The sequence below is a fragment of the Phaeobacter sp. JH20_08 genome (assembly GCF_048056635.1).
In the GTDB taxonomy this organism is placed as follows: Bacteria; Pseudomonadota; Alphaproteobacteria; order Rhodobacterales; family Rhodobacteraceae; genus Phaeobacter; species Phaeobacter bryozoorum.
Map to the genome: position 1 here is coordinate 1 of NZ_JAYMVV010000005.1, position 24,074 is coordinate 24,074.

General features: G+C 60.4%; 19 protein-coding genes. 10 read left to right on the plus strand and 9 right to left on the minus strand.

All coding sequences use genetic code 11. From position 1 onward, the window contains the following. Positions 1-259: 259 nt before the first annotated feature. Genes VWY75_RS02090 through gmd form a run of 5 tightly spaced genes read left to right on the plus strand, consistent with a single transcriptional unit; the run spans position 260 to position 5,258 of the window. Positions 260-1,327 (plus strand): glycosyltransferase family 2 protein, encoded by a 1,068-nt coding sequence (locus VWY75_RS02090; protein WP_416537117.1) that lies wholly within the window; start codon positions 260-262, stop codon positions 1,325-1,327. A gap of 2 nt (positions 1,328-1,329) precedes the next feature. Further along, positions 1,330-2,127: an NAD-dependent epimerase/dehydratase family protein gene (locus tag VWY75_RS02095; protein ID WP_416537118.1), complete on the plus strand. Its 798-nt coding sequence runs from the start codon at positions 1,330-1,332 to the stop codon at positions 2,125-2,127. Next, positions 2,120-2,896, plus strand: a complete 777-nt coding sequence (locus tag VWY75_RS02100; RefSeq protein ID WP_416537119.1) for a glycosyltransferase family 2 protein — start codon at positions 2,120-2,122, stop codon at positions 2,894-2,896. Before VWY75_RS02095 ends, VWY75_RS02100 begins: the two co-directional genes overlap by 8 nt. Then, positions 2,893-4,089, plus strand: a complete 1,197-nt coding sequence (locus tag VWY75_RS02105) for a DegT/DnrJ/EryC1/StrS family aminotransferase (RefSeq protein WP_416537120.1) — start codon at positions 2,893-2,895, stop codon at positions 4,087-4,089. Before VWY75_RS02100 ends, VWY75_RS02105 begins: the two co-directional genes overlap by 4 nt. 41 nt (positions 4,090-4,130) lie before the next feature. Further along, on the plus strand, positions 4,131-5,258 hold the full coding sequence (gmd, locus tag VWY75_RS02110) for a GDP-mannose 4,6-dehydratase (RefSeq protein WP_374015412.1): 1,128 nt from the start codon (positions 4,131-4,133) through the stop codon (positions 5,256-5,258). A gap of 128 nt (positions 5,259-5,386) precedes the next feature. Here the strand turns inward: gmd and VWY75_RS02115 are convergent, their stop codons facing one another. Together VWY75_RS02115 and VWY75_RS02120 are read right to left on the minus strand one after the other, a co-directional pair. Then, positions 5,387-5,893: a fascin domain-containing protein gene (locus VWY75_RS02115; RefSeq protein WP_416537121.1), complete on the minus strand. Its 507-nt coding sequence runs from the start codon at positions 5,891-5,893 to the stop codon at positions 5,387-5,389. Between the two features lie 168 nt (positions 5,894-6,061). Continuing rightward, the gene (locus VWY75_RS02120) at positions 6,062-6,946 is read right to left on the minus strand and encodes a mechanosensitive ion channel family protein (protein ID WP_416537122.1); all 885 of its coding nucleotides are present in this window, start codon (positions 6,944-6,946) and stop codon (positions 6,062-6,064) included. A gap of 116 nt (positions 6,947-7,062) precedes the next feature. Between VWY75_RS02120 and VWY75_RS02125 the strand changes: the two genes are divergently transcribed. Together VWY75_RS02125 and VWY75_RS02130 are read left to right on the plus strand one after the other, a co-directional pair. Next, on the plus strand, positions 7,063-7,902 hold the full coding sequence (locus tag VWY75_RS02125; protein WP_340544127.1) for a formate/nitrite transporter family protein: 840 nt from the start codon (positions 7,063-7,065) through the stop codon (positions 7,900-7,902). A gap of 119 nt (positions 7,903-8,021) precedes the next feature. Continuing rightward, complete coding sequence (locus VWY75_RS02130) at positions 8,022-8,183, plus strand: DUF1328 domain-containing protein (protein WP_416537123.1); 162 nt, start codon at positions 8,022-8,024, stop codon at positions 8,181-8,183. Positions 8,184-8,262: 79 nt separating this feature from the next. On the opposite strand, the gene VWY75_RS02135 is transcribed toward VWY75_RS02130, so the two are convergent. After that, positions 8,263-9,591 (minus strand): dihydrolipoyl dehydrogenase family protein, encoded by a 1,329-nt coding sequence (locus tag VWY75_RS02135; RefSeq protein WP_416537124.1) that lies wholly within the window; start codon positions 9,589-9,591, stop codon positions 8,263-8,265. Positions 9,592-9,702: 111 nt separating this feature from the next. Between VWY75_RS02135 and VWY75_RS02140 the strand changes: the two genes are divergently transcribed. Continuing rightward, positions 9,703-10,758 (plus strand): YihY/virulence factor BrkB family protein, encoded by a 1,056-nt coding sequence (locus VWY75_RS02140; protein ID WP_416537125.1) that lies wholly within the window; start codon positions 9,703-9,705, stop codon positions 10,756-10,758. 55 nt (positions 10,759-10,813) lie between these two features. Here the strand turns inward: VWY75_RS02140 and VWY75_RS02145 are convergent, their stop codons facing one another. After that, positions 10,814-12,085: an MFS transporter gene (locus tag VWY75_RS02145; protein ID WP_416541606.1), complete on the minus strand. Its 1,272-nt coding sequence runs from the start codon at positions 12,083-12,085 to the stop codon at positions 10,814-10,816. 120 nt (positions 12,086-12,205) lie between these two features. Next, positions 12,206-12,604, minus strand: a complete 399-nt coding sequence (locus VWY75_RS02150; RefSeq protein ID WP_416537127.1) for a helix-turn-helix domain-containing protein — start codon at positions 12,602-12,604, stop codon at positions 12,206-12,208. A 79-nt stretch (positions 12,605-12,683) separates the two neighbouring features. Here VWY75_RS02150 and VWY75_RS02155 point away from each other — a divergent pair, with 79 nt between their 5' ends. Both VWY75_RS02155 and VWY75_RS02160 read left to right on the plus strand, forming a co-directional pair. Beyond that, on the plus strand, positions 12,684-13,925 hold the full coding sequence (locus VWY75_RS02155) for an MFS transporter (protein ID WP_416537128.1): 1,242 nt from the start codon (positions 12,684-12,686) through the stop codon (positions 13,923-13,925). Between the two features lie 458 nt (positions 13,926-14,383). Beyond that, on the plus strand, positions 14,384-15,097 hold the full coding sequence (locus VWY75_RS02160; protein ID WP_416537129.1) for a trypsin-like serine peptidase: 714 nt from the start codon (positions 14,384-14,386) through the stop codon (positions 15,095-15,097). 200 nt (positions 15,098-15,297) lie between these two features. On the opposite strand, the gene VWY75_RS02165 is transcribed toward VWY75_RS02160, so the two are convergent. The 4 genes from VWY75_RS02165 to VWY75_RS02180 all read right to left on the minus strand — a co-directional run bounded on the left by VWY75_RS02165 (position 15,298) and on the right by VWY75_RS02180 (position 23,924). Beyond that, on the minus strand, positions 15,298-16,467 hold the full coding sequence (locus VWY75_RS02165) for an HlyD family type I secretion periplasmic adaptor subunit (RefSeq protein WP_340544139.1): 1,170 nt from the start codon (positions 16,465-16,467) through the stop codon (positions 15,298-15,300). Next, a complete protein-coding gene (locus VWY75_RS02170) occupies positions 16,464-18,830 on the minus strand; it encodes an ATP-binding cassette domain-containing protein (protein ID WP_416537130.1) in 2,367 nt (788 codons plus the stop codon). The genes VWY75_RS02165 and VWY75_RS02170 overlap by 4 nt, the downstream gene beginning before the upstream one ends. Continuing rightward, the gene (locus VWY75_RS02175) at positions 18,827-20,131 is read right to left on the minus strand and encodes a TolC family protein (protein WP_416537131.1); all 1,305 of its coding nucleotides are present in this window, start codon (positions 20,129-20,131) and stop codon (positions 18,827-18,829) included. The genes VWY75_RS02170 and VWY75_RS02175 overlap by 4 nt, the downstream gene beginning before the upstream one ends. A gap of 100 nt (positions 20,132-20,231) precedes the next feature. After that, positions 20,232-23,924 carry an Ig-like domain-containing protein gene (locus VWY75_RS02180; protein ID WP_416537132.1) on the minus strand — a complete coding sequence of 1,231 codons (3,693 nt, stop codon included), beginning with the start codon at positions 23,922-23,924 and terminating at the stop codon, positions 20,232-20,234. Positions 23,925-24,074 lie beyond the last annotated feature (150 nt).

A 24,074-nucleotide genomic window follows, 5' to 3' on the forward strand; every position in this document is an offset into this window, starting at 1 on the left:
AACACCGAAGTAAAATAGCGCCCCAGCGCCTACAGCTATCATACCAGTCATGAAACGAGGCGCGCCAAACCAAAGCGGTACACTTCAGCGCGGAAATCCCCGCCGCAAGCCCGCTTGACCGCAACGGCGGGCGCGATCCGAAGAAAGGGCGACCTTGATACTGCAAGCGCTCGTTCAGCCCTAACAGGTCCTTAGCATTTGCGATCTTTTGCACCGGAGGCCGCGTCGCGGTCCTGCTCTTCCACTAGGATTCAGGCTATTGTCGCTGGGGACTTTTAGAAACGGACGCGACTTAACTCAAATTTATTTCTTATGGGCGTATCTTCGGGATCGTGAGCGCAGTTCGTTGCGCGTGCTTTGCTGGAGAACCGGTCACATGCAGTTTCGCTCTTTCAATGCTCCTGATCCAGATACAGACGATCGTCCTCTGGTGACGGTTTTCTGCGCCGTCTGGCATAAGCAGCCGAACAAGCACGAGTTATTGCGATCTCATTGGGAGAATCTGAAGGCACAGTCGATCCCGGTTGAGCCTTGCTACATCTTTGACAATGGTGATGTTGCCCCCGAGTGGCTGGACGCGCCCTGGCACAGTTTTGACGAGCCGCTCACAATCTACGAGGCCTGGTCCGCAGCAACTGCACTGGCACGTACCAAATATATCATGAACCTTAATATGGATGATCGCCTGGCCACCAATGCCGTTCAGGCGATGGTCGCCGCAGCGATTGCGACCAAATCCGCATTGGTTGGTGGTGAATGGCTCGTCAGCTTTGATGAAAGTCACCTCGACCAAAAGTTTGCTGTCGAAGACCTCTGGGATACCTGCTTCGCTGCCGATTGGCCGCCGAAGAAACAATCAAATCTGCGGCTTGGCAGCGGAACGGCTGAGCGGGGAACATATGGACCTGCCACACTGTGGAGCCTGGAGCAGGTCGGCCCGTGGTATCCGAGCTACTTCGGCAACCAGACACCGATCAAATCGATTGGCGATGCCATCTTCTGGCAGGTCCTTGCCAAGAATAATCGCAAGTTCACGCGGATCCCGATGGTGGTCGGCCGGTACTATTCTGACGAGACATCCCAGGCCGAATTCCGCCCGCACCAGGACAATGAGTATCTGCGTGATCACGGGATCAGTCGCGCTTCCTTTGCCGATTTCATCACCTCGGGAGATTTTTCCAAATGGCCCGGCCTTGCTCCCGCGGCTGGTGTCCCAGACCCTGTCGCGCTGAATAAAATCGAACGAGCCAGTGCGGAGCTGGCCGCGAAATTTCGTTCAATGGGGTTGAGAGCGCATGGCGCGGCCCAAAGCATCTCGATGCAGTGACCATGTCGCAACGTATCTTCATAACCGGCAGCGGCGGTATCGTTGGCCGCCACGCCATGGCTGCTCTGGCAGAGCTTGCGCCTGATGCGGTTGTGATCAGAAACACCGCAGATCTGACAAAACCCGATGAGATTGCCCAGGTTATCAACACGGCGGGCCCGCTTGATCTGGTCATCCACCTTGCTGCCATGGTGCCGGTCAAGGCGGTGCAGGGTGATCCCGGCGGCGCCTTTGCTGTGAACGTAGGCGGCACGATCAACCTTCTGGCTGCGCTTGGCAATACTCATGCCCGGATGCTTCTGTGTTCCTCCAGCCATGTCTATGCGAGCAAAGAGACGCCAATTTTCGAAACCGATACCATCGAACCGGTTTCACTTTATGGTCAGACCAAGCGGATGGCAGAGCTGGCTGCGCAACAGATTTGCGCCGCGACGGGTCGCTCGCTCTGCATCGCCAGATTGTTTTCGATCCACGACCCTGAACAATCTGGAAGCTATCTGCGCCCGACGCTTGTCACTCGGTTGAAGACCGCCGTGCCGGAGGCGCCGTTTGACCTCTACGGTGCCGACAGTCGGCGGGATTTTCTGCCCGCCGCACAGGCGGCCCGCCTTATTGTCGAACTCGCTCTTTCGGATGCCGAGGGGCCGGTCAACGTCGGCTCCGGGTGTGCGATGACGGTTGCAGATTTTGCCCAATCCCTTGCTCCTTTCCCTTTGAACATACGGCCCCTGGGCCAGAACGACACGCTAGAGGCCGATGTCACGCGCCTGCGTGCGATCCTTGGAGAACGCCATGACTAAGAGAGTTTCCATTGTAGTTCCCACATTTAACCGTGCGGATATGCTGCCCAAAGCAATCGACAGTGCGCTTGATCAGACTGTCGCCTGCGAAGTGATCGTCGTAGATCACGGGTCGACCGATCATACGCCGCAGGTTGCCGCGGAATATGGTGATAAGATCATCTACGTCCGGCGGGAAAAGGACTTCGGCCCGCATTTTTGCTGGCTTGAGGGCGTCCTGCATGCATCTGGCGAATTTGTCCACCTGCAGTATGACGATGACTGGATTGCTCCGACCTTCATTGAAAAATGCCTGACTGTCCTCAGCGATGATGTCGGCTTTGCCTTCACCGGGGCTGAGGTTGTCGACAATAAAACCGGCAAGCAGATGATGACGCAGTTCTTGGGATGGCTGCCGGATACGGGTATTTTTGAGAACCGCCTGGCGGAGGAAAACATCGTCGGATCCCTGATCTCCCCCGGCGCGGCTCTGTTTCGGCGCCAGGTATTGATCGATGCGCTCTACCAGGGGCGGTTACCGCTGCAAAACAGCGAATACCACGGGGTTGGGCCAGATATCTTCGCCTCGCTGCTATCGATGCTGCGATATCCGAAGGTTGGCTTTGTGAAGGAACCTCTTGCCAGTTTCCGGGCTCATGATGGCTCGATCACCATCGACGCGCTGAAAGATCAGAAGAAGGCCGCCAACATCACCGCCGCTTACAACGAGGTGCGACATTACTACGTCGAGTTAAAGGCGATGCAGGCTGTTAGAGGGGCGCAAGCATGAAGAATTTTCAGCCACCGCGGCCGATCACCCTGGCCCAGGACACCATCTCGCGGCGGGAACTCCAGCAGACCGCCGATTGGATGATGGCGGGGAATCGCCTGACAAAGGCGGAAGAAACAACCGCCTTCGAAGCCGAGTTCGCGGCATGGATGGGCTGCAAACATGCGGTATTTGTGAACTCGGGCTCGTCTGCAAACCTGCTGATGATATATGCCGCGCGCGAAGCCGGACGGTTGCGGAACAACAAGGTGATCGCGCCCGCCGTCAGCTGGGTGACCACGGTGTCCCCACTTATCCAGTTCGGTTTTGATGTGCGGCTTTGCGACTGCGATCCGACCAATCTCGGGCTGGATCTGGATCATCTCGAACGGCTCTGCAAGGAGGAGGCTCCGGCCCTGCTGATCCTTGTGCATGTGCTTGGTCACGCCAACCATATGGCGGCGATCCGGGACATCTGCGAACGGTATGATGTCCTCTTGCTGGAGGACAGCTGCGAAGCCCTGGGATCGGTCAGCGACGGGCGAAAACTCGGCTGTCATGGGACTGCGGGCAGTTTCTCATTCTATTACGGGCATCATATCTCGACGATCGAAGGGGGGATGGTTGTCACCGATGACAGTGAGCTCCATCAGGTCATGCTGTCGCTGCGGTCTCATGGCTGGAGCCGGGATCTCAACCCGACATTGCGCGATCAGCTGCAGCAAGACCACAATATCGACGATTTCCGCAACCTTTACACCTTCTACTACGCCGGGTTTAACCTGCGCTCGACGGATCTGCAGGCCTTCATCGGGCGTCAGCAAATTCTGAAACTCGATGATATCTGTCGGCTTCGCGAACGCAATTTTGACATCTACGCCGCGCAGTTGCGGGGTTTTTATCGTCAGGACAGCGAGACTGAGCTGTTATCCTCCTTCGCCTATGGCACCTTGGTGGAGAACAGGATGGAGGTATTCGAGCACCTCAGGGACCAGGATATCGAGTGTCGACCGCTCATCTGCGGAAATATCGCGCGCCATCCGTTCTGGATCCGGCATTACGGGCATCAGGTGCTGCCAAACGCAGATCTGATTCACGACTATGGGATTTACCTGCCCAACCACCATAATTTGTCGACGGCGGATGTGACCTGCGTCACCGACGCGTTCAAGGCGGTTGCGCGTCCCAAGAGCATTCATGACCGCGCAGCCTGAGCTGCGGCCGATGGCGATTTCCAGAAACAACGGACAGCAAAATGCCAAGTGTTAAAAAAGCCCTCATCACCGGTGTGACGGGTCAGGATGGGTCCTACCTTGCGGAGTTTCTTCTGGAGAAGGGCTATGAGGTGCATGGGCTGAAGCGGCGGGCGTCGTCGTTCAACACCAGCCGGGTGGATCACATCTATCAGGATCCGCATGTGGATCATGCCCGCTTCAAGCTGCATTACGGCGATCTCACCGATACCTCCAACCTGACGCGGCTGCTGAGCGAGATCGAACCGGATGAGGTCTATAACCTCGGCGCGCAGTCTCATGTCGCCGTCAGTTTCGAGGCGCCGGAATATACCGCCGATGTGGACGGCATCGGCACCCTGCGCCTGCTGGAAGCGATCCGTTTCCTGGGGCTGGAGAAAAAGACCCGCTTCTATCAGGCCTCAACATCCGAGCTTTACGGCCTGGTGCAGGAAACTCCGCAGCGCGAGACCACGCCGTTTTATCCGCGCAGCCCTTATGCGGTGGCCAAGCTTTATTCCTACTGGATCACGGTCAATTACCGCGAGGCCTATGGCATCTATGCCTGCAATGGCATCCTGTTCAACCACGAGAGCCCGCGCCGGGGCGAGACCTTTGTGACGCGCAAGATCACCCGCGGCCTCGCCAATATCGCGCAAGGCCTCGAGGAGTGTCTCTATATGGGCAATATCGACAGTTTGCGCGACTGGGGCCATGCCAGGGATTACGTGCGGATGCAGTGGATGATGCTGCAGCAGGAGGCGCCCGAGGATTTCGTCATCGCCACCGGCAAGCAATATTCGGTGCGCCAGTTCATCACCTGGTCGGCGCAGGAGCTGGGGCTGACGCTGGCGTTTTCGGGCGAAGGCGAAGCGGAAATTGCCACCGTGACCGCGATTGAGGGCGATATGGCCCCGGCGCTGAAGGTGGGCGATGTGGTGCTGCGCATCGATCCGCGCTATTTCCGCCCCGCCGAGGTGGAGACGCTGCTGGGCGATCCGGGTAAGGCAAAGCAGAAACTGGGCTGGGAGCCGGAGATCACCACTGAGGAGATGTGCGCCGAAATGGTGCGCGAAGACCTCAAAACCGCCCGCCGCCACGCCCTGCTGAAAGAACACGGCATGGACCTGCCGGTCAGCACCGAGGGCTGAGGATATGGTGGCGCGCGTTCAAGAGGCTGGGCGACCCGGCCGAAGATGTGATCGTCGACAGATGCTCTGGCAATAGAAACAAGTTATCGGCCACCCCTCCACGACGGGGAGGTGGCCGGGATACAGCGTCAGCCAGCGTTTGACACAAGCTCGAATGTGGCATTGTCGTTCAGCACCTGGATGCCCTGGGCGACGCCGACGCCGTTGCTGCCGAACGTCGTTGCGCCCTCCGTGTTGAGCGACAGATAATAGCCAGCAAATGTCGAGCATTCGAAGGCGAAATAATTGGCGCCGACGACACGCAGTATCCAGCGCTCGAGCCCGCCGCAACCGAACTGGCAGTTGATCGGTTTGATCTCTCCCGGCGATGGGGTGCCGATGCGCACGTAGCAATTGTTCCATGCCGCTGAGAGCAGGCCGACTGTACCGTCGTCCTGCGGTGTCAGAATAAACTGCTCCCATGAACTTGCGCCGATTTGCGCGTTGACCGTTCCGGCGCCTTCAGGGGCGGGCGCGTCGACACCGCTGCCATCCATGCGAAGATAGGCGTCGTCATAGGCCGCGCATTTGAGAGCATAGGTCAGCTTCTGCGTCGCTGATGCGGTAGCGTTCTCTTCCAGTAAACCGAGATTCATAGCAAGTACTCCTCCGTTTCAGGGAGGTTTGAATAGCATGAAATACAATCAAAGGTTGAGTTAAATCGCCATCATCCCAGCGCGATGGTAGAGTGAATTGCGGCCTGGTGGCTAGGAGCGTTTGATGATCGCAAACAGTGGTCCAGCGCTCGGCCACAGGGGTGTGGGTCACGCACTGGGTTTCTGCGCCGCGGCAATATCGACCGGGATCGGCGCGTTGACCGTCAGGGTTCGGTAGGGGAAGGGAATCTCGATACCCGCATCGTCCAGGGCGGATTTCACTGCACCGACAACCTGATCCCGGCTGGCGCGGATATCCACCGGTTCGGACCCGGTCCACCAGGTGATTTCGAAGTCGATGGAGGACGCGCCAAAGCTCTTGGCAAAGACCTGAATGTCGCGCACGTCATTGCGCACCAAATCGACGCCTCTGACCGCTTTTGAGATGACATCACGAGCGGTATCGACGTCTTCGCCATAGGCGACGCCGCAGATCAGCGTGGCGCGCCGCAGCTCGCGGTTGGTGCGCACGGTGACGGCGTTGTGGAACAGCTGCGCGTTGGGAACGACAACCAGCTGGCCGTCTGTCTGACGGATCCGGGTGTCGCGCACGGTGATCGCCTCGATCTTGCCCTCGGCACCCTCGCATTCGATGAAGTCGCCGATTTGAAAGGGTTCTCGCAGGAGGAGCAGAATACCAGCCAGGAAGTTTTCAAAGGTATCCTTGAAGGCAAAGCCAATCGCCACCGACCCAAGGCCAAGGGTGGTCAGCGCCTTGCCCGGCGTGATCGTGGGGAAAACAACGGTGACTGCGATCAGGCTGCCGATAAGCCATAGCAGGACGCTGGCGAGGAGCTGTAACACGTCGCAGAGATTGCGTCGCAGTTTCAGCTGGCTGCTGAGCCGCCGGATGATCGTTTTTGCCGCCCAGACCAGCGCAGCTGTCAGCACCAGAACGATGATGGCAACGGCCAGACGCGGTAGCGCATCGATGGCGCCTTCCAGCCACCTCGTCAATTGGTCCATCAGTGTGGCGCTGATCTCGGCAGTCATCGGCGTATCCCGTTACAGGTCTCTGGGCTAACGCTCCGGCGTGAAAAAGGTTCCGCGCGGCGGAACCGACTGGGACGCTTGGGCGTTGAACTGGATACGGAAAACAGGAGTTGCAGATGATCGAGGCCAAGACGTCCGGCGAAGACCTCATCCAGGAAGAGTCCGAGAATGAGGCCGTCGAAGAGGCAACAGGCCTGTCTCCAAGGCTGATCTTTGAAACCATTCGTCGCAACGGTGAGGAAGAATTGGAGCGACCCGTGCGGGCGCTGTGGTGGTCTGGCATCGCTGCCGGGCTATTGATCAGCTTCTCGGTGTTGGGCAAGGCCGTTTTCAAGACCCATCTGCCAGATGCCAGCTGGTCCCCGCTTGTTGAGAACCTTGGATATTCACTAGGCTTTCTGATGGTCATTCTTGGCCGAATGCAGCTGTTCACCGAAAACACCATTACCACCGTGGTGCCGGTCATGTTGCGCGGGGACAAGGCCAGCCTGCTGCGCACCGCGCGGCTTTGGTCGGTGGTGCTGGCTGCGAATGTCGTCGGGGCCTTCCTGATTGCGTCGTTCTTTGCCCTGACCCCAGTGCTGGACCCGGCCCTGCGCGCCTCCATGGTGGAAATCAGCGAACACGCCACCGGAATGCCTCCGTTTATCGGCATGATCAGCGGTATCCCGTCGGGGATCCTGATTGCGGCAATTGTCTGGATGCTGCCCTCTGCGCAGCATAGCGAAATCCCCCTGATCGTCATCTTCACCTGGCTGATTGCCGCCGGGGACTTCACCCATATCGTCGCGGGTTCGGTTGAGATGGCGTTTCTGATGGTGCAGGGGATGCTGCCTCTGGGGCAGGCTGTCTTTGGTTTTTTCCTGCCGGTCTTGGTGGGCAATATCATCGGCGGGACAGCGGTTTTCACCGTGTTGACCTACGCGCAGATCAAGCCTGAGATTGACGAGAAATAGGCGTCTGTTTCAGACCCGGTACGCGCCAGTCAGGCGTAGGACCGGCCAAGTCTCGGAACCTTTTCCTGTCAAAAACGTTGTGTTTGCAGAACCATAACGGATAGAGACGAGGATGATCGATGATGAATTGGCCACTGGTTTTTTCTCTGGTTGCAGCTGCTTCGGCAGTACTGGCATTTGGTGGTGTCGCGGCAGGGGCGGCATTTGCTGCCAACGTGGTATTCCTGATTTCAATGTTCTTGCTGGGGCTTTCGCTCATCGATCGGACGCTATGCGACTGACCGGACGACGCCTCCGATAAGAGCAGACAAAAAAAGACGCGACCCAGAGCGGATCGCGTCTTTTTTTGTCCGCGGTATCTTACGGGCCGACCGTCTCTTCTGCAAAACTGGGGTGAATGCCGACGACTGCGTCAAGATCGTCTGCGGTGGCTCCGCTTGCGATCAACGCGGCGAAGGGGGCGATCAGCTCCGGTGCTGCGTGATCGACCAGCGCCACGCCGCTCAGCAGGGGGCCGTTGAACGATCTGTCAAAGAACGAGTTGGCAGCCGTGCCGTCGTCCAGCACATCGCTGGACAGGCCAGACACCTGTTCACCGCCGGTGTTTGTCTGATCCATCCGGCCGACCTGCGCGACCGGCGGGATGGTATAGGCCGACTGCGGCACCAGATTGAGATCTACCTGTGCGGCGCCGTCGCCAAAGTGTTGGGTCGCAAAACAAGCGCCGTCTCGCGTCGCCACAGGGGTAAGCGGCAGACGGTCGGCAGCGTCGCCGACCGCGTAGATGCCGGGAATGGATGTTTGGAAATGCTCATCAATGGCCAGCGCGCCGGATTTCGCATGGACGATGCCCTGCACCCCTGGCCCAAGGGTGTCGGTGTTTGGTACTCTCCCAATGGCGGCTATCACCTGATCCGCATATTGGATGCTGCCATCGTCGAAGCTGACTTTGAACATTGTCCCGTTGAAGTCGATCTGCTTCGGCTTGCGGCCAAAGCCGATGGTGACGCCCTGTTTCTGAAGACCGGCCTGCACGCAGGCGATCGCCGGTGCGTGAAATTGATCAAGCAGTCTGTCGCCATCGGTCATCAGCTGCACCTCGCTGCCAAAAGCCGCGAAGATACTGGCGAACTCACATCCGATATAGCCGCCGCCGATAATCAGCAGCCGCCCCGGTAAATCACTCCACCCAAAGACATCATCACTTGTGGCGGCCAGATCACCGCCCGGAATATCCAACGCGCGCGGGCGCGCCCCGGTCGCAAGCAACAGTTTTCCGGGCTGGAAAACCTCACCACCGGCGTGAATCTGGCCCGCTTCGCCAATCTCGGCAGTGGCGCGCAGCAGGCGCACACCGGCCTGTTGCAATTGATCCTCGAAGTGGTGGTTGAGGTGGTCAATCTTGGCATCGGAGCGACGGCGCAGCGCGGCGAAATCAAAGTCGGGCAAGGCCGTCAGGCCAACCTTGGCCATATCACGGTGGCTCTGGCGATGGGCCGCGGCTTTCCACATCAGCTTCTTCGGGGTGCAGCCGCGGTTGACGCAGGTTCCGCCCAGCTCAGCCTGTTCGATCATCACGACCGAGGCCCCCAGCCGCGCTGCCGCCTTGGCGGCCGCCAGCCCGCCGGAACCGCCTCCTATGACCACCAGATCGTGGGAAGCAGCCGGGTGATGGGTGAAGTGGCTCATGGTTGTCTCCAATTGGATTGCGTCAAAACCTCAACTCGCGGGCAAAGGCTAAGTTCCAAGAAACAAAACGCCATCTTGCTGCGTTGAGTTGGCAACGCGGGAGACAGCCTCATGCCAAAACAGTCAGATCACAGCTCAACCTCCAAGTCGGGGACGACCACCACCACCGACCAGTCGAAAACAGCCCCCAACCTCGACCGCAGCGGTCCACCGAGTGACCCCGGACGGGACCGGAGCGGGCAGACACAGGATGGATCGCTTGCGCAACTGGCGTCGTTTGCGAAACTGCTCTGGCGGGCCTGGGGCCGGATGGGACAGGCCAACGGCGGGCTGCTCGCCGCCGGAGTCGCCTTTTACGGCCTCCTGTCGGTTTTTCCAGGCATTACGGCAGCGGTTGCTCTGTTTGGTCTGATTGCGGATCCAACCCTGATCACTGCACAGGCTGCTTGGCTGACCGGGCTGTTGCCACCGTCGGCTGCGGATCTGGTCAATCAGCAATTGGTGCAGGTAGCGGGCGCGCGCCCAGAGTCGCTGGGCTGGGCCGCCGCAATCTCCGCTGCTCTGGCGCTTTGGTCCGCATCGCGTGGCACCGACAGTATGATCCAGGGGCTGAACGTGATTTTTGGCACCCGGGAGGGGCGCAGTTTCATCGTTCTGAAGGCGATGACTGTCGGCATTACTTTCACGGCCATTATTGGCGGATGTGTCCTGCTGCTGGTCGTTGCAGCGATACCCGCCGCGGCTGCGCTCCTGGGCGAGTCAGCGTTGTTGTCGATGGTGACCCAACTCCTGCGCTGGCCCCTGATGTTCGCAGTCGGCATCGCTGGAATTTCGGCGCTCTATCGATTTGGACCGGACCGGTCGGGGGATGGCTGGCAGCTGTTCACGCCCGGCGCGATACTGAGCTGTACGCTTTGGGTCGTCGGCAGCATCGGGTTCAGCCTCTATGTGCAAGCTTTCGGCAGCTACAACGAGACCTTTGGCGCCCTCTCGGGGGTGATCGTTCTGCTGACCTGGATGTGGTTGTCTGCTTTTGTGATCCTGTTCGGGGCCGGGCTTGATGCCGAGCGCCGCGCTGTGGTGGAAACCGGCCATTCTGTACCGGGTGACGCGCCACGTGCAGACAAGCTGACAGCGGATCGCATGTCAGCTCCCCACGCCGCCTAACGGAGCGATGGGATCGGGGGAGGCGACAGGGAGATGACGCGGGCCAGTTGGGGTGTTAGCCTTCGGCATCCTCCTGCACTTCGCTCAACCGTGAGCCAAGTGCCGCTCCCAGCCCGCTAAGCAGGGCGAGGAGCGCCAGAACCGGTGCTGCGCCAACAGCATCCGCCAGCAGCCCAAAGCCCCCACCCAGCAGCAACAGCACGCCAATCATCGTGTTGGAAAGTGCGGTATAGACCGATGTGTGACCATCCGTATCCATATCGGTCAGATGTGTTTTTCGACCGGCGCGCGCGCCTTGATAGGCGATCTGGGCGACAAAGACGAAGCAGGCCACCAAGGCACTGGCAACAACGCCCTCACCCCAGCCGAACGCCGCCGCCGCCGCTAGCGTCACAGCGCTCAGCGCACCCGACACCATCAGGGTTTGGCGGCTTGATCGGTCCGATAGCTTGCCCCAGATGTAGGAGGAGACAATCGCAGCAATGGAGGAGGCCAGCACCAGCAGCCCGAGATTGCCAAAGCCGCTTTCGGCGTCGCGTCCACCAAGCATCACCAGAAACGGCGGCGCCAAGGCGGTTGAGATCAGCAGCGCCCGGGTGCCGATGTAACGCCGCAACTCGCTGTCCTGCCGCAACGGGCGCAACAGCTCCTGCGGGCTGAATCCTTCTTCGGACTGAGGCTCGGCTTCTGGCTCGTTCAATCGTGCAAAGACGGCAGCGGCACCGAGCCAAAGCAGGCCTGATACGGCAACAACCAGCGAGATGGCCATCGGGCTGCGGGGCAATAGCCCGGTGCTGAGCAAAATCGCAAACAGAAACACACCGCTGGCGGCGACGGTTCCCGCCGTTCCCGAGACGGACCCCCGTTTGCCCTTGTCCACGGTTCGAGCCAGGATGTCCTTGTAGCTGGCGCTACACGCCGACCGCGCTAGGGCCAGCATGGCAAGGCAGCCCAGAATGACCCAGCCTGCCATGACACCTGGTAGCAGCAGGGCAGCGGCGGCAATGCCAAGCGCAGCGAGACCTTGAAGCGCCGATCCGGCAGCCCAATAGTATTTGCGATATCGGCTTTGTTCGATCCGCTGGGCAAGGACGAGCTGCGGCAGGAGCGATCCTGATTCCCGCACCGGGACCAGCACCCCAATCAGATAGCCCGGCGCACCGATTGCGTTCATCAGCCAGGCCAGCACCAGTTTGGGATCAATCAAACCATCGGCCAGCTTCGTCGCAGTGAGGGCGGTGACATGGGTCGCAACCCGGCGGGCGGCTTTGGGATCGGAAGCCTCAGACCCGGCCGTCAGCTTATACGTCAAATTTGCAAAACCCATTTCAGTCTCCGCCTCGCGCTGTTCCGATATCCTCTGCGATATGTGGCAACGGGCGCAGAAGTCTACGATCACATACAATTGCCGCCAGAAAGCGTCGCCGAAGGAGGAGGTGGCCCGGTTTCAGCCACGGGTCCGTCGCGCGACCTTCAGGAGCCGTTGAAAGGTTGGGCACTCCATATGCGATGGCGCAGGGCAGTTGGCCACATGGCGGATCGCGTCACGAAGCGTCGACAGGTTGCGGATCTGTTGATCCAGCTTGTCCGCCCTTTGGTGCAGCTCATCGCGTGGCAGGTCCGGCCGCCCATCCGAGCCAAACATCCCCGAAATTTCCGCCAGCGAGAAATCGGCTGCCTTGCCAAGCGCGATGACCGATAGCTGCAACAAGGTCTCAGGCCCGAATTGCCGCCGCAATCCCTTGCGCGCGAGCGAGGTGATAAGGCCGAGCTCTTCGTAATACCGCAATGTGGCGGGGGTGACGCCACATCGGGCGGCTACTTCTCCGATGTCGTACAGGCGCATCGCTCTTTCCTCTTGACCTAAAGTGAACTTGAAGTTGCAGGCTGCGCCAGAATGCTCACACCTACAAGAGGAGACTGGCATGTCTGTACCGGCAGCCCCGATTTCTGATGCAGTCTGGAAGGATCCGCGCGCGCTGGCCCTGCTATTCGCCGCAACCCTGACCATTATGGCGAACGCCACCATCAGCCCGGCCCTTCCCGGGCTTGAGGCCGAGTTCGCCGATACACCGAATGCGGCCTTGCTGACGCGGTTCCTGGTCTCTGCACCGTCGCTGTCGGTTCTGATCTGCGCGCCGCTCGCCGGGTGGATGGCGGATAGATACGGGCGGCGCTGGATGCTGCTGCTGGGTATTGCGTTGTTTGCCGTCAGCGGCGCCGCAGGGGCGGTGCTGCCGAACCTGACGGCGATCATGATCAGCAGGTTGCTCTTGGGCGTGGCGGTGGCGATGATCATGACTGCCCAGACAGCGCTGATCGGCGATTATTTCACCGGCGACGCGCGGCGTTCTATGATGGGTTTGCAGACATCGGCACGCAACTTCGGGGGGCTGATCTTCATCACCTCAGCTGGGGCGCTGGCGGTGATCTCAACCCGGCTTCCCTTTGCGATTTACGCGGTTGCGATCCTTCTTTTGCCGCTGGTTTGGCGTTACCTGGCAGAGCCGGATCCGGCCCAGCGGAGCGAAACCGCAACCGGATCAACCGAGGGCGCAGCCCGTTCGGCTTGGCCTGTGCTGCTTGTCGGCTTGGCATCGTTGCAGATGATAACCAGTCTGGTTTTCTTCATGATGCCGACACAGCTGCCATTTTTTCTGGCGACGCAGGCTGGCGATCATTCCGCAAAAACTGGGCTTCTGTTGGGGGTGCTGACACTATCTGGCGGGATGACAGGTTTTCTTTACCTGCGCATCAATCGCTGGCTCGGTGCGGCGGGCGCCTACGCATTGGGATATGCCTTGATGAGCAGCGGGTTTCTGATGCTGACGGGGGGCGGCACCCTGTGGCAAAGCCTGGCGATGGTCGCCATCGGTTCCGGATTGGCCACGGTGATGCCGAATTTCGTTGCGCTGGCCTTGGCGCTGTCACCCGCCTCGCGGCGCGGCGTTGTGGCGGGCGCGTTGATGGCATCGGTGTTCCTGGGACAGATCCTGTCGCCTGCCGTCAGCATACCCGGCATTGCGACCCTGGGGTTTCTGGAGATGTTTCGTGCGGCGGCTGTGCTGCTGATCTGCCTGGCGATTGGCGCTGCTATGTGGGCCCTGATTCCCCGGCTCTATGCGATTCTTCTTGAGCCGATCAGGGGGCTGCGCCGCTCCAGATAGGTCGAATTGGCAGCATCACACCACCGCGCGTTAAGATATTGCAGATAAACCCTAAGGGAAGGTTAAGGCGGAGTTTTGGTTATTTGAAAGTTAAAACGGCTCTTCCTGTGCTCTGTCGACCGACCTGCCGCGCGGCGCCTGCGGCAATGTGGCAACCCTGCCGCACGGTGGCCGTAATGCCATCGTCAGCTGCCAGCGACCGGCTGCAGCCTGATTTGCCACCGTGAGAATTTATTAAGCGATCACAAAGGTTTACTAAAAAGTTAATAAAACACCCGAGAAATTGTGTGCGCTCTGCGGTTTTTTTGCGATGATGGGGCATCAAAACCCTGGGGGGGGTCCTGATTTGTGTAGAGAGACTTATTTTGCGCATGGTTTCGGCCATGTCGGGCAGTTTTGCGTCTCATTCCAGCCGCACGCTTGAACCAAGGTGTGAGCGTGGGAATTTGGAGTGGGCGATGAAACGCATTTTTGCTGCTTTTGCGGCATGCCTCCTGTTTGGCATGCCTGATAGCTCTGCTGCGGAAGATCCGCAGTCGAGCATCACCTCCGTTATTGGATGGGAAGCCGTGGGTCGGCTGAACATTTCAGGACGGAATATGTGTACCGGGGCCTTGGTGGCACCCGATCTGGTCGTGACGGCGGCGCATTGCGTCTACAACCCCGACACCGGCCGCCAGATTGATCCGACCAGCATCCGGTTCGAAGCGGGGCTGAACGGGCGACATGCCAAGGCGGCGCGGTCTGTCACCAAGGCGGTTGTCCACCCGAGCTACGAGTATCAGCCACTCGGCGATTCACAATTGGGCAGCGATATTGCGATCCTGCGTCTGGATCGGCCAATCAGCCGCAACATGATCCAGCCCTTTGAACTGGCCAATCGTCCGGCGCGCGGGGCGTCGGTTGAAGTGCTGTCTTATTCGATGGCGCAGCAGAACCGTCCAAATCTGGAACAGAACTGCCACGTTCTGGCGCGACAGGCGCAGGTCGTGGTGATGACGTGCCGGGTTGATTTCGGTGCGTCAGGCGCGCCTGTCTTTGACGTCGTTCCGGGCCGGATGCCGCGACTGGTCTCGGTTATCTCGGCCAAAGCGGCGATGGGCAATCGTCGGGTCTCAATCGGAACTTCGTTTGATCAGACCGTACTGGCGATGATGCGGTCCGCCAGCTGATGGTACGATACGGGGACAAACCGGCATTCAGACCGGTCGAGCAGACCCCGTTCATCCATCTTGCGAAGGATCTTTAGGCAGCACCGATCCGAGGAAACCAGCTGACGGCCGCGGATACACGCCGGTTTTCTCCAAGCGATCAACCCCTTAGACAGCCCCCCTGCATCCAATTGGATCGCGGGGTTTCTGGATGTGTTGCCTTAGGGTTCGCGCAGGGCCTCGCGGGATTTATACAGCGGTTTCAGCATGTAGTTCAGGATCGTTTTGCTGCCGGTCTGCAATTCAGCGGTGGCGCGCATCCCCGGGCGGATCTCGATGGCCTGCTGGCGTTCGGTAAATTCGGAACGATCAACCTTCACCGTCACCCGGTAGTACGGCTCTGCACGGGGATTGCGCTCGTCTTCGAAGGTATCGGGCGAGACAAAATCCACCTTGCCGCGCAGCGATCCGTAGATGGTGTAATCATAAGCTGAAAGCTTGATCGTGGCATCCTGGCCGGGTTGGACGCTGGCGATGTTTTCGGGCTTCACCCGTGCCTCTACAAACATTTCCTCGCCGAGCGGGATGATCTCGACGATTTCCTCACCGGGGCGGATCACGCCGCCGATGGTGGTGACCGCAAGGCTGTTGACGATCCCGGCCATGGGCGAGGTGATCACGGTTCGGTCAAGCTGATCCTGCGCCAGCCGCAGCTCCTGCCGGTATGAGGTCAGCTCGCGAAGGGTTTTGGAGTAATCCTCCGCCAGCTCCAGCTCTGACTGGGTGCCAATTTCATTGTATTTGGCCTGTGCGTCGCTCACGGCCTTTTGCGCGCGGTTGACCTCAATCAACGCCACGATCTCTTTCTTGTAGAGACGCTGCATATTGGCCAGTTCGTCCTTCAGCTGGTCGAGGATCTCGCGGGCGCTGGCGCGGCGACTGGTGAAATCGGTCTGCCGGGCATTCAGCAGCGCACGCTCCGAGGTGTAGATGCCTGGGGAGCGTTCGGCCAGATCGTCGGGAACATTGAAATCAAACGCACCCTCCAGTTCGGCCTCAAGCCTGTATTGTTTGATTTCCAGCGCGTCGATCCGGTCCTGCAGATCATCAGCGGCGGCGCGGAACTTGGTATCCTGCAGACGGGCGAGGATCTGCCCGGCCTTCACCGTGTCGCCCTGATGCACATGGAGTTCGGCAAGAATGCCGCCTTCCAGGTTCTGCACGATCTGAGAGCGCGAGGAGGACACAACCTCGCCGTCGGCACGAACGATTTCGTCGACCCAAGCAAAGCTGGCCCAGATCAGAAACACCACCAGAGCGCCCGCCGCCAGATAGATGATGCGGCTCGCCCCACGCGAGGTTTCGCGAAGATCGTAGCCGGTCGAGGTCATTTGCCCTCACCTGCGGCAAGATGTGCCAGAACCTGATCACGCGGTCCGTCGACCACCATGCGCCCGGATTGCAGGATCAGCGTCCGGTTGGTCAGCGACAGGATCGGCATCCGATGTGTCGCAATCACTGTCGTGCGACCCTCCAGCCAGGTTTCCAGACGGCTGACCAATGTGCGTTCCAGCGTTTGGTCCAGTGCGGCAGTGGGTTCATCCAGAAGCACAATTGACGGGTTCTGCAACCACAGGCGCGCCCAGCCGATCGACTGGCGCTGCCCGATGGACAGCCCGCCGCCACCGTCGAAGATTTCCAGATCGAGGCCCTTGTGGTGATTGCGCACATGGGCGCCGAGACCTGCAAAATCCAGCGCCGTCATCAGCCGGTCGTCGTCGCGTTCCAGCTGGTTGAGGTTCAGGTTCTCGCGCAGCGTCCCGGCAAACAGCCGCACATCCTGGCTGAGATAGCCGATATGGCGGCGCAGGTCGCGCGGGTCGATCTGGGTCATGTCGGTGCCGTCAATCATCACCCGTCCACGGTCCGGCGCATAAAGTCCCGACATCAGTTTCAACAGCGTCGATTTCCCGGAGCCGTTGACGCCAAGAACCGCAACCCGCTGGCCGGGGGTAACGGCAACGCCCGGCACGTCCAGCGTCGGGGCGCCGTCTTCGTCATAGCGAAACATCACTTCGCGCAGTTCGAACCGGCCTTGCAGGCTGTCGCGGCGCAGATAAGAGCGTTCGTCTTCTTTTTCCTGAGCGGAGTTGGCGATGGCGTCCAGTCCTTCCAGCGCACCTTTGACGTTGCTCCAGCGGGCCAGCGTGGCGGCAAACTGGGTCAGAGGTGCCAGCGTGCGGCTGGTCAGAATACCGGTTGCGATGATGGTACCGACGGTGAACTCACCGGCGAAAACCATCAGAGTGCCCACCACGACAGAGCCGATATAGGTGGCCTGCTGGACCCCCTGCGACCAGTGGGTAAGCGCGCTGGCAAGGCGGCGCTGCTCGGTCGCGGCATGAGTGGAGAGCGTGTTCAGCTCATCCCAGAGCCGCAGAACCCGGTCTTCGCCGCGCTGGCTCTTCAGCGTGTCCAGCTCGTTCACGACCTCATGCAGCAGGCGTCCGGCTTTGGCATTTGCGCCCTGTGTCTGACGTGTCAGCGCGATCATGCGCTTCTGCATGAAATAGGCGGGCAGCAGCATCAGGATGCCACCTGCAATGATAATCCAGACGATCGGGCCCGCAATCGATGCCACCAGCAGCAGGAACACGGCGATGAACGGAATGTCGGCCAGTGTGGAAATCGTGGTGGAGGTAAAGAACTCGCGCACCGATCCGAAATCGCGCATCGCGGCAAACAGACCTGACGGGGGCAGTGGTTTCTTGTCAGAGCGCATCCCGATCAACCGCCGCATCAGGTTGTTCTGCACCGACAGCTCGATCTGGCGTCCGGCGGCATCTGTCAGCCGGGCACGGGCCAGCTTCAGCAGTGCTTCCAGCATGATCGCAAGGAAGGCGCCGATTGCCAGCACCCAGAGCGTCGCATGGGACTGGTGAGGAACCACGCGGTCATAGACCTGCAGCGAGAACAGCGCGACTGAGACGGCCAGAATATTGGCAACCAGCGAGCCGAGCATGATCTCGCCGACCTGACGGCGGTATTTGGGGAACTCGCCCCAGAACCAGTGATCACTTTCCAGCTGCGGTGTATGGCGGGCGGCGATCTGTTTCAGGGAATTGCGTGCGCCCAGCGTTGTGCCGGTGAAATAGGGGCCGAACTCGGCCACTGGCACATCCGCGCGATTATCTGTGCAAGTGGTGTCATAGACGCTCAGCATATCCCGGCTTTGCGACAAGACCAGAACGCATTGGCCATTGTTCATCATGGCCAGCGCGGGCCAGCTTTCGGGGATGAGCGGCACCTGATGATTGATCTGCGCCTGCATCCCCGTGGTCTGAAGCGCACGGGCAAGCGAGTCGACGGAGACATCGCCCGGATCATTGCGCCACATATGTTCGGCAAGGTCGCTGAGGGCGACATTCGTGCCTTTAAGGGCTGCAAAGGTCGCGATGAGCGCGGCGCGATGCTGAATACGCGCTGTTGCGTCCTCGATCAGCGCGCTGACCTCGCCCACGTTTCCATCCTCCAGCAGGCCGGTCAGATCGACATCGGGCATCGGTGGGGTCGCGGGACCGGGGGCCGGCGCAGGGGCGGCCGCGGCCGGCGCCAGATGTGGCGTCGACTGGGTATCAATGGCGCGCAGCACCGGTTTGCCACCACTGGCACGTCCTGCCGTCCCAGTGTCGCGCGGGGCAGGGGGGACGGTCCGCAGCACGGTGTCATCTGTCGGGCGGTTGGAATTGCTCAAATCCGGTCCCCATCGGCCAATAGTCCCATATCGCTTGCCAGCGCCAGCTGGATCAGAACGACTTCGTATTTTGCGTCGATATGGGCGTGTTCGCGGCGTACCACCTCTTCGTAGATGGATACCACATCCATGACCGAGCGTTGCCCGGCCTTAAACTGTGCCTGAAACAGGCGATAAGTCTCGCGGCTGGTCTGCGCCAGGGATGCCGCTTCGGCCTCTTGCCTACGATAAGAGGCGAGGCGTTGCATCTGGCGACTGAAATCGCGGCGTGCATCTTCCTCGGCCTCGGATACCTGCCGTTTGGCAATTTCCTTGGAGGCTTCGATCGCTTTCAGCGCCGCAGGCGTGCCAAGGCCAAAGGGCTGCGCCAGATCAAGGGTCAGTCCGGCGCCCGAACCATCGCTGGTGACATTGCCCGCGGCTGAGACCTGCGGCAGCAGACCTGCGCGCTCCATCTTGGCCTGTTCGACACTGCGGGTGGCCTCGGCTTCGGCTTTGAGAACGGTGAGATAGGCACCGGCCTCCGGCGGGGTCGCCAGTTGCAGGTGGCTTGGCGTCCCGTCGAAGCTTTGACCGGTCATCGCCCTGAGTTCGGCTGTTGAGGTGGCGGTGGCGTCCTTGGCCGTGGCCACGGCTGAGCGGATGCCGTTGATCTTGCTCTGCACTACGTTGAGGTCGGACCGGTCCGACACGCCGCCATCAACGCGCCCCTTCACGATACGTTCAAATTCATACATCCGCGACAGGGCGCGGGTGCCGATCGCAGCTTTCTCAGCACCGCGCAGGCCCGCGACATAGAGGCCCAAGGCCGTCTCTACACGGCTGTTCATGTCAATCGAGAGGTTGACCGCTGCGACTTCGACATCGGCGGCGGCAAAGGCGCGCTCGGCCTTGCGGCGTCCATTGTCGAACAACACCTGTTCAATCAGGATACCCGCCACCAGATCCCCGAGATCGGTGAGGCTGACAGAGGGGCCAAGCGTCGGCAGCCAGTTCTTGGATTTGGCCTCCGCACGCAGTTTGGCGCTGGTCAGCTCGGCCTCGGCAGCGCGGGCAGAGGCGGAAATCGCGGATTGCGCAACAACGTCATAGACACTGCCGTCTTCAAGCAGGGACTGACGCTGCATCAGGGTTGAGATCACCACCGAGGGGTTTTTGGCATCCGGCTGGGCAAAGCTGCTGGCGCGCCGATTGACATCGGTTTCGGCGCCTTCGCCGGTTTTGGCAAAGGGCAGGGACTGCATGCAGGCCGACAGGCAGCACAACAGTGCCACCGCGCCAATGGGTCGTCCCAATTGCATTCTGCCCCCTCGCATCGCCTGTGCCCTTACCCTTGTTGCCGGGTAGTTTTGCCGGGGGCCGTTGGTTTGCGCCAAACGGCCCCCGGGTGATCGCTGTGGATCAGAAGACCACCTGAACGTCCTGATCGACGATCAGCGTCGTGCCATCGTTGCCAATGGTATAGACATTGTAGAGTTCACCATCGACCACACGGGTGCCCGCGCTCGCGGCGTTGCCGCCGGTGAGGGTGATCTGGTCGTTGTCATTGTCGCTGCCGTGGATCGTCAGGGTGTCGGAATTGTTCGACAGTGCCTTGATGTCAGCTTCATTGAGTGTGAGGTGCACATCGTTTGCAAATTGCAGGTCCAGATGGTCGATGTTGAACTGGCCCAGCCCGGCGTGATTGATGGTGCCGCTGTTGGTTGCGTTGTCATCAAAGATCACCAAGGTGCTGGAGGTATTGCCAACATCATCGCTGCGCGACAGGACCAGATGTGTGCCATCCGGGATCGGCGTGCCGAAGGCAAACTCGGTGCCATCCTGCGGGTCGACCGTCTTGGTCGCCGCGGGAGAGCCAACAGTGCCTGCCGGGTTCAGCGTATTGACCGCGTAATTGTCGGTCGCGTCCTTGGTTTCCAGCTCAAGAATGCCCTGGCCAGTGATTTTCAGCGCATAGATGGACGCCGGATCAACCAATGTGTCGATGTCGAACTGCTCGGTGATGCTGCGTTCGTTACCGGCAGCGTCGGTCGCGGTAATGGAGGCTGTCACGGTGCGGTCACCGTCCGGCAATGTTGCGTCGTCGAGCGTCGCCGTCCAGTTGCCGAGGGCGTCGACTGTGGCAGTCTGCTCTTTGCCTTCAACGTTGATCACCACCGTCGATCCTGCTTCGACAGTTCCGCTGAAGGTGACACCCGCCTGCTGCTCTGCCTTGTTCACGATGTCGTCCGAGGTCTGGTTCGGTTGCACCGTTAACGGCGTCACCAGCGTATCGAGCGCAACGCTATCTGAAACGCTCGCGGTATTGCCCGCGTCATCGATGATGGAGGCGGTGATCGGCAGGTTGCGGGTGCCGGTCGGGATCTGGGCCGCCGGGAAGGTGGTCGCCCAGTCGCCGTTTGCATCGGCGACGACCTGACGGCTTGCGGTGCCAAGGCCAACGGTCACGGTCAGGCCTGGCGTCGCGGTGCCGCTGATTTCGACACCGTCGGCGCGTTCGACAGCGTTGATCACATCGTCGATCTCGATCGGGTCGGGAGATAGCGTCACAGTGCCCGCAACGGTGTCCACCCGCAGGGCAGAGGAGGCCGAAGCGGTGTTACCCGCCGCGTCCGTTGCCGACACTGTGACCGAGGTATTGTATTCGCCAGCAGCCAGCGCGCCGGGCTCGAACAGCGCACTCCAGTTGCCATTTGAAGCCACGGTTGCGCTGCGGGTCACGCCTGCAACGGTCACCGAAACCACGGAGCCGGGCTCGGCGTTGCCTGTGAGCGTGACACCGGCCTGCGCCTCTGCTGCGTTGACGATATTGTCGCCGCCTGCCTGGGTGGCATCAATGCTGACAGCGGTCGAGGTATCGACACGCAAGGTGCCGGAGGTGCTCTCGCTATTGCCGGCCGCATCGGTCGCGGTGACGCTGATCGGGGCGTCATACTCGCCGGGGGTGATTTCGTTGGTTGCGTAGGGCGCGCTCCAGCGGCCCTGTGCGTCGGCGGTGACGGTCCGGGTGATGCCCTGGAAGGTCACCGCGACAGAGGCGCCTGGCTCGGCGCTGCCGGTCAGGGTCAGACCACCTGCGGCTTCGGCACCGTTCAGCACATCGTCGCCACCGGCCTGCCCGCTATCAAGCCCAACGCTGGTGGTGGTATCCACACGGATCTGGCTGCTGGTCGAGGCGGTATTGCCGTAGGCATCGGTCGCTGTTGCGGTCACCGTTGTGTCATAGGTGCCATCGGCGATATCCGACCCGGCGAAGCTGGCCGTCCATTGCCCCTGGGCGTTGGCTGTCACAGTGCGGGTGGCTGTTCCCAGCTGGACCACAACGCTGGCGCCCGCTTCGGCGGTGCCGGTCAGGTCCAGACCGTTGTTAGCCTCTGCCGCATTGATCATATTGTCGCCCGCCAGCGGATTGCTGAGGGTGATATCGGTTTCGGTATCCACACGGACGGTGCCGGTGGTGGAGGCAGTGTTGCCCAGTGCATCAGTTGCTGTCACCGAAATATTGGCGTCATATTCACCGGTCGGGATCTCGCTGCTGGTGAAATCGGCGCTCCAGTTGCCCTGCGCATCGGCAGTGACCGTGCGTGTCGTTCCCTCGAGCGTCACCGCGACACTGGCGCCTGGCTCGGCCTTGCCGGTCAGGGTTACGCCGCTGGCGACTTCCGGCGCGGAAATCACATTGTCGCCGGCCTGAACCGCGTCGAGCGACGCCATGGTTTCAGTATCGACCGGGATCTTGGTGGAGGTGGAGCTGGTATTGCCGCTGGTGTCTGTTGCCACGGCAGAGACGCTTGCGTCATAGGTGCCGGTTGCAATTTCAGAGCTGAGATAGCTGGCCGACCAGTTACCCTGCGCATCTGCGGTTACGGTACGGCTGACCCCCTGGAAGGTCACCACAACACTCGACCCCGCCTCGGCTGTACCGGTGAGGGTAATGCCCGCTGCCTGTTCCGCGCCGCTGATCATGTGATCAGTGCCCACTTGGGTGTTGATCGTGACCCGGGTTTCGGTGTCGACGTCGACCGTGTGAGTCGTGGTGCTTGTGTTGCCAAAGGAGTCGGCGCTGGTGACTTCGATGGTGGAGCTGTAGATGCCCGTCGCCACTTCGTTCACGCTGTAGTTCACCGACCATGTTCCATCATCGGCCACGGTGGTTGTGCGGGTCACACCCTGGAACACAACACTGACGCTGGCCCCTGCTTCGCCGGTGCCGTTGATCACAACACCGTCGGCCACTTCGATATAGTTGATGTGATCGTCGCCTTCGACAGTGTTGACGTCGATTGGCGGCGGGGTGGTGTCGATGATGACCGAGGGACCATCCAGATTGAATTCGGTACCGGCCGGATCTTTTACATAAACTGTGGTCTCGTAGGAGCCATCCGGCGGCAGGTTGGTCACCGGGAAGTTGGCAACCCAGGTGCCATCATCCTTGACCGTGACGGTTTCGGTAATTGTGCCGAGCGTGACTTCCACGGTGGAGCCGGGGGCGCCGGTGCCGCTGACGATCACATCTTCGGTGGTCGAGCCTGCAACCGGATAGGTCGCATCGGGATTGTCGACGGTTGGCGTGACGGCCCCGCCGCCTCCGCCACCACCACCGCCGCCTGCGCCAACAATGGCCGCCGCGCCAACGACGCCAGCTGCGGCGCCTGCGGTGCCGAGGCCGCCGATCAGCGGGGCCACAAGGGGGGCTACAACCGGTTCGATGCGGTCCACGTCAAGGAACACCATGTCATCGTAGGCGCTCCACTTGCCGCTCATGTCGAGAGGTTCGTAGCTGGCATAGAGCATGCCATCGGTGCGGTCCTCCAGAACCACTTCGATGAAGTTGCCTTCCTCGCTGAGGAACAGGTTCTTGCCACCTGTCGCATCGGTGTTGAAGAAATCGTCCAGCACCACCACCTGACCGTCGATCAGCGTAATATGCAGGTCCTGGCCCCGCCGCGCGTAGCTTTCGACATCGGAGGGTCCGAGGTTCAGCGAAATGTCTTTCGCGGTTGCTGTCGCAATTGTCGCCTGGGGGGTGTCAGCAGATGTACCATGCTGCTTGGTGCCCGCCATGTCGCGGACGATGTATCCAACCGTACTCATTTTTATATACCGCTCGTCAAAAGACCAAAGCGCCGAAACCGTGACGCCCAGGTAGCCTGCATTGTTTTGCCCATCAGCCGTCTCCGCGGCCATATTGCCGCCATATTGCTGCCTTCCCAGCGGCCTTGTCTAGGTTTTGATGAGCGGATT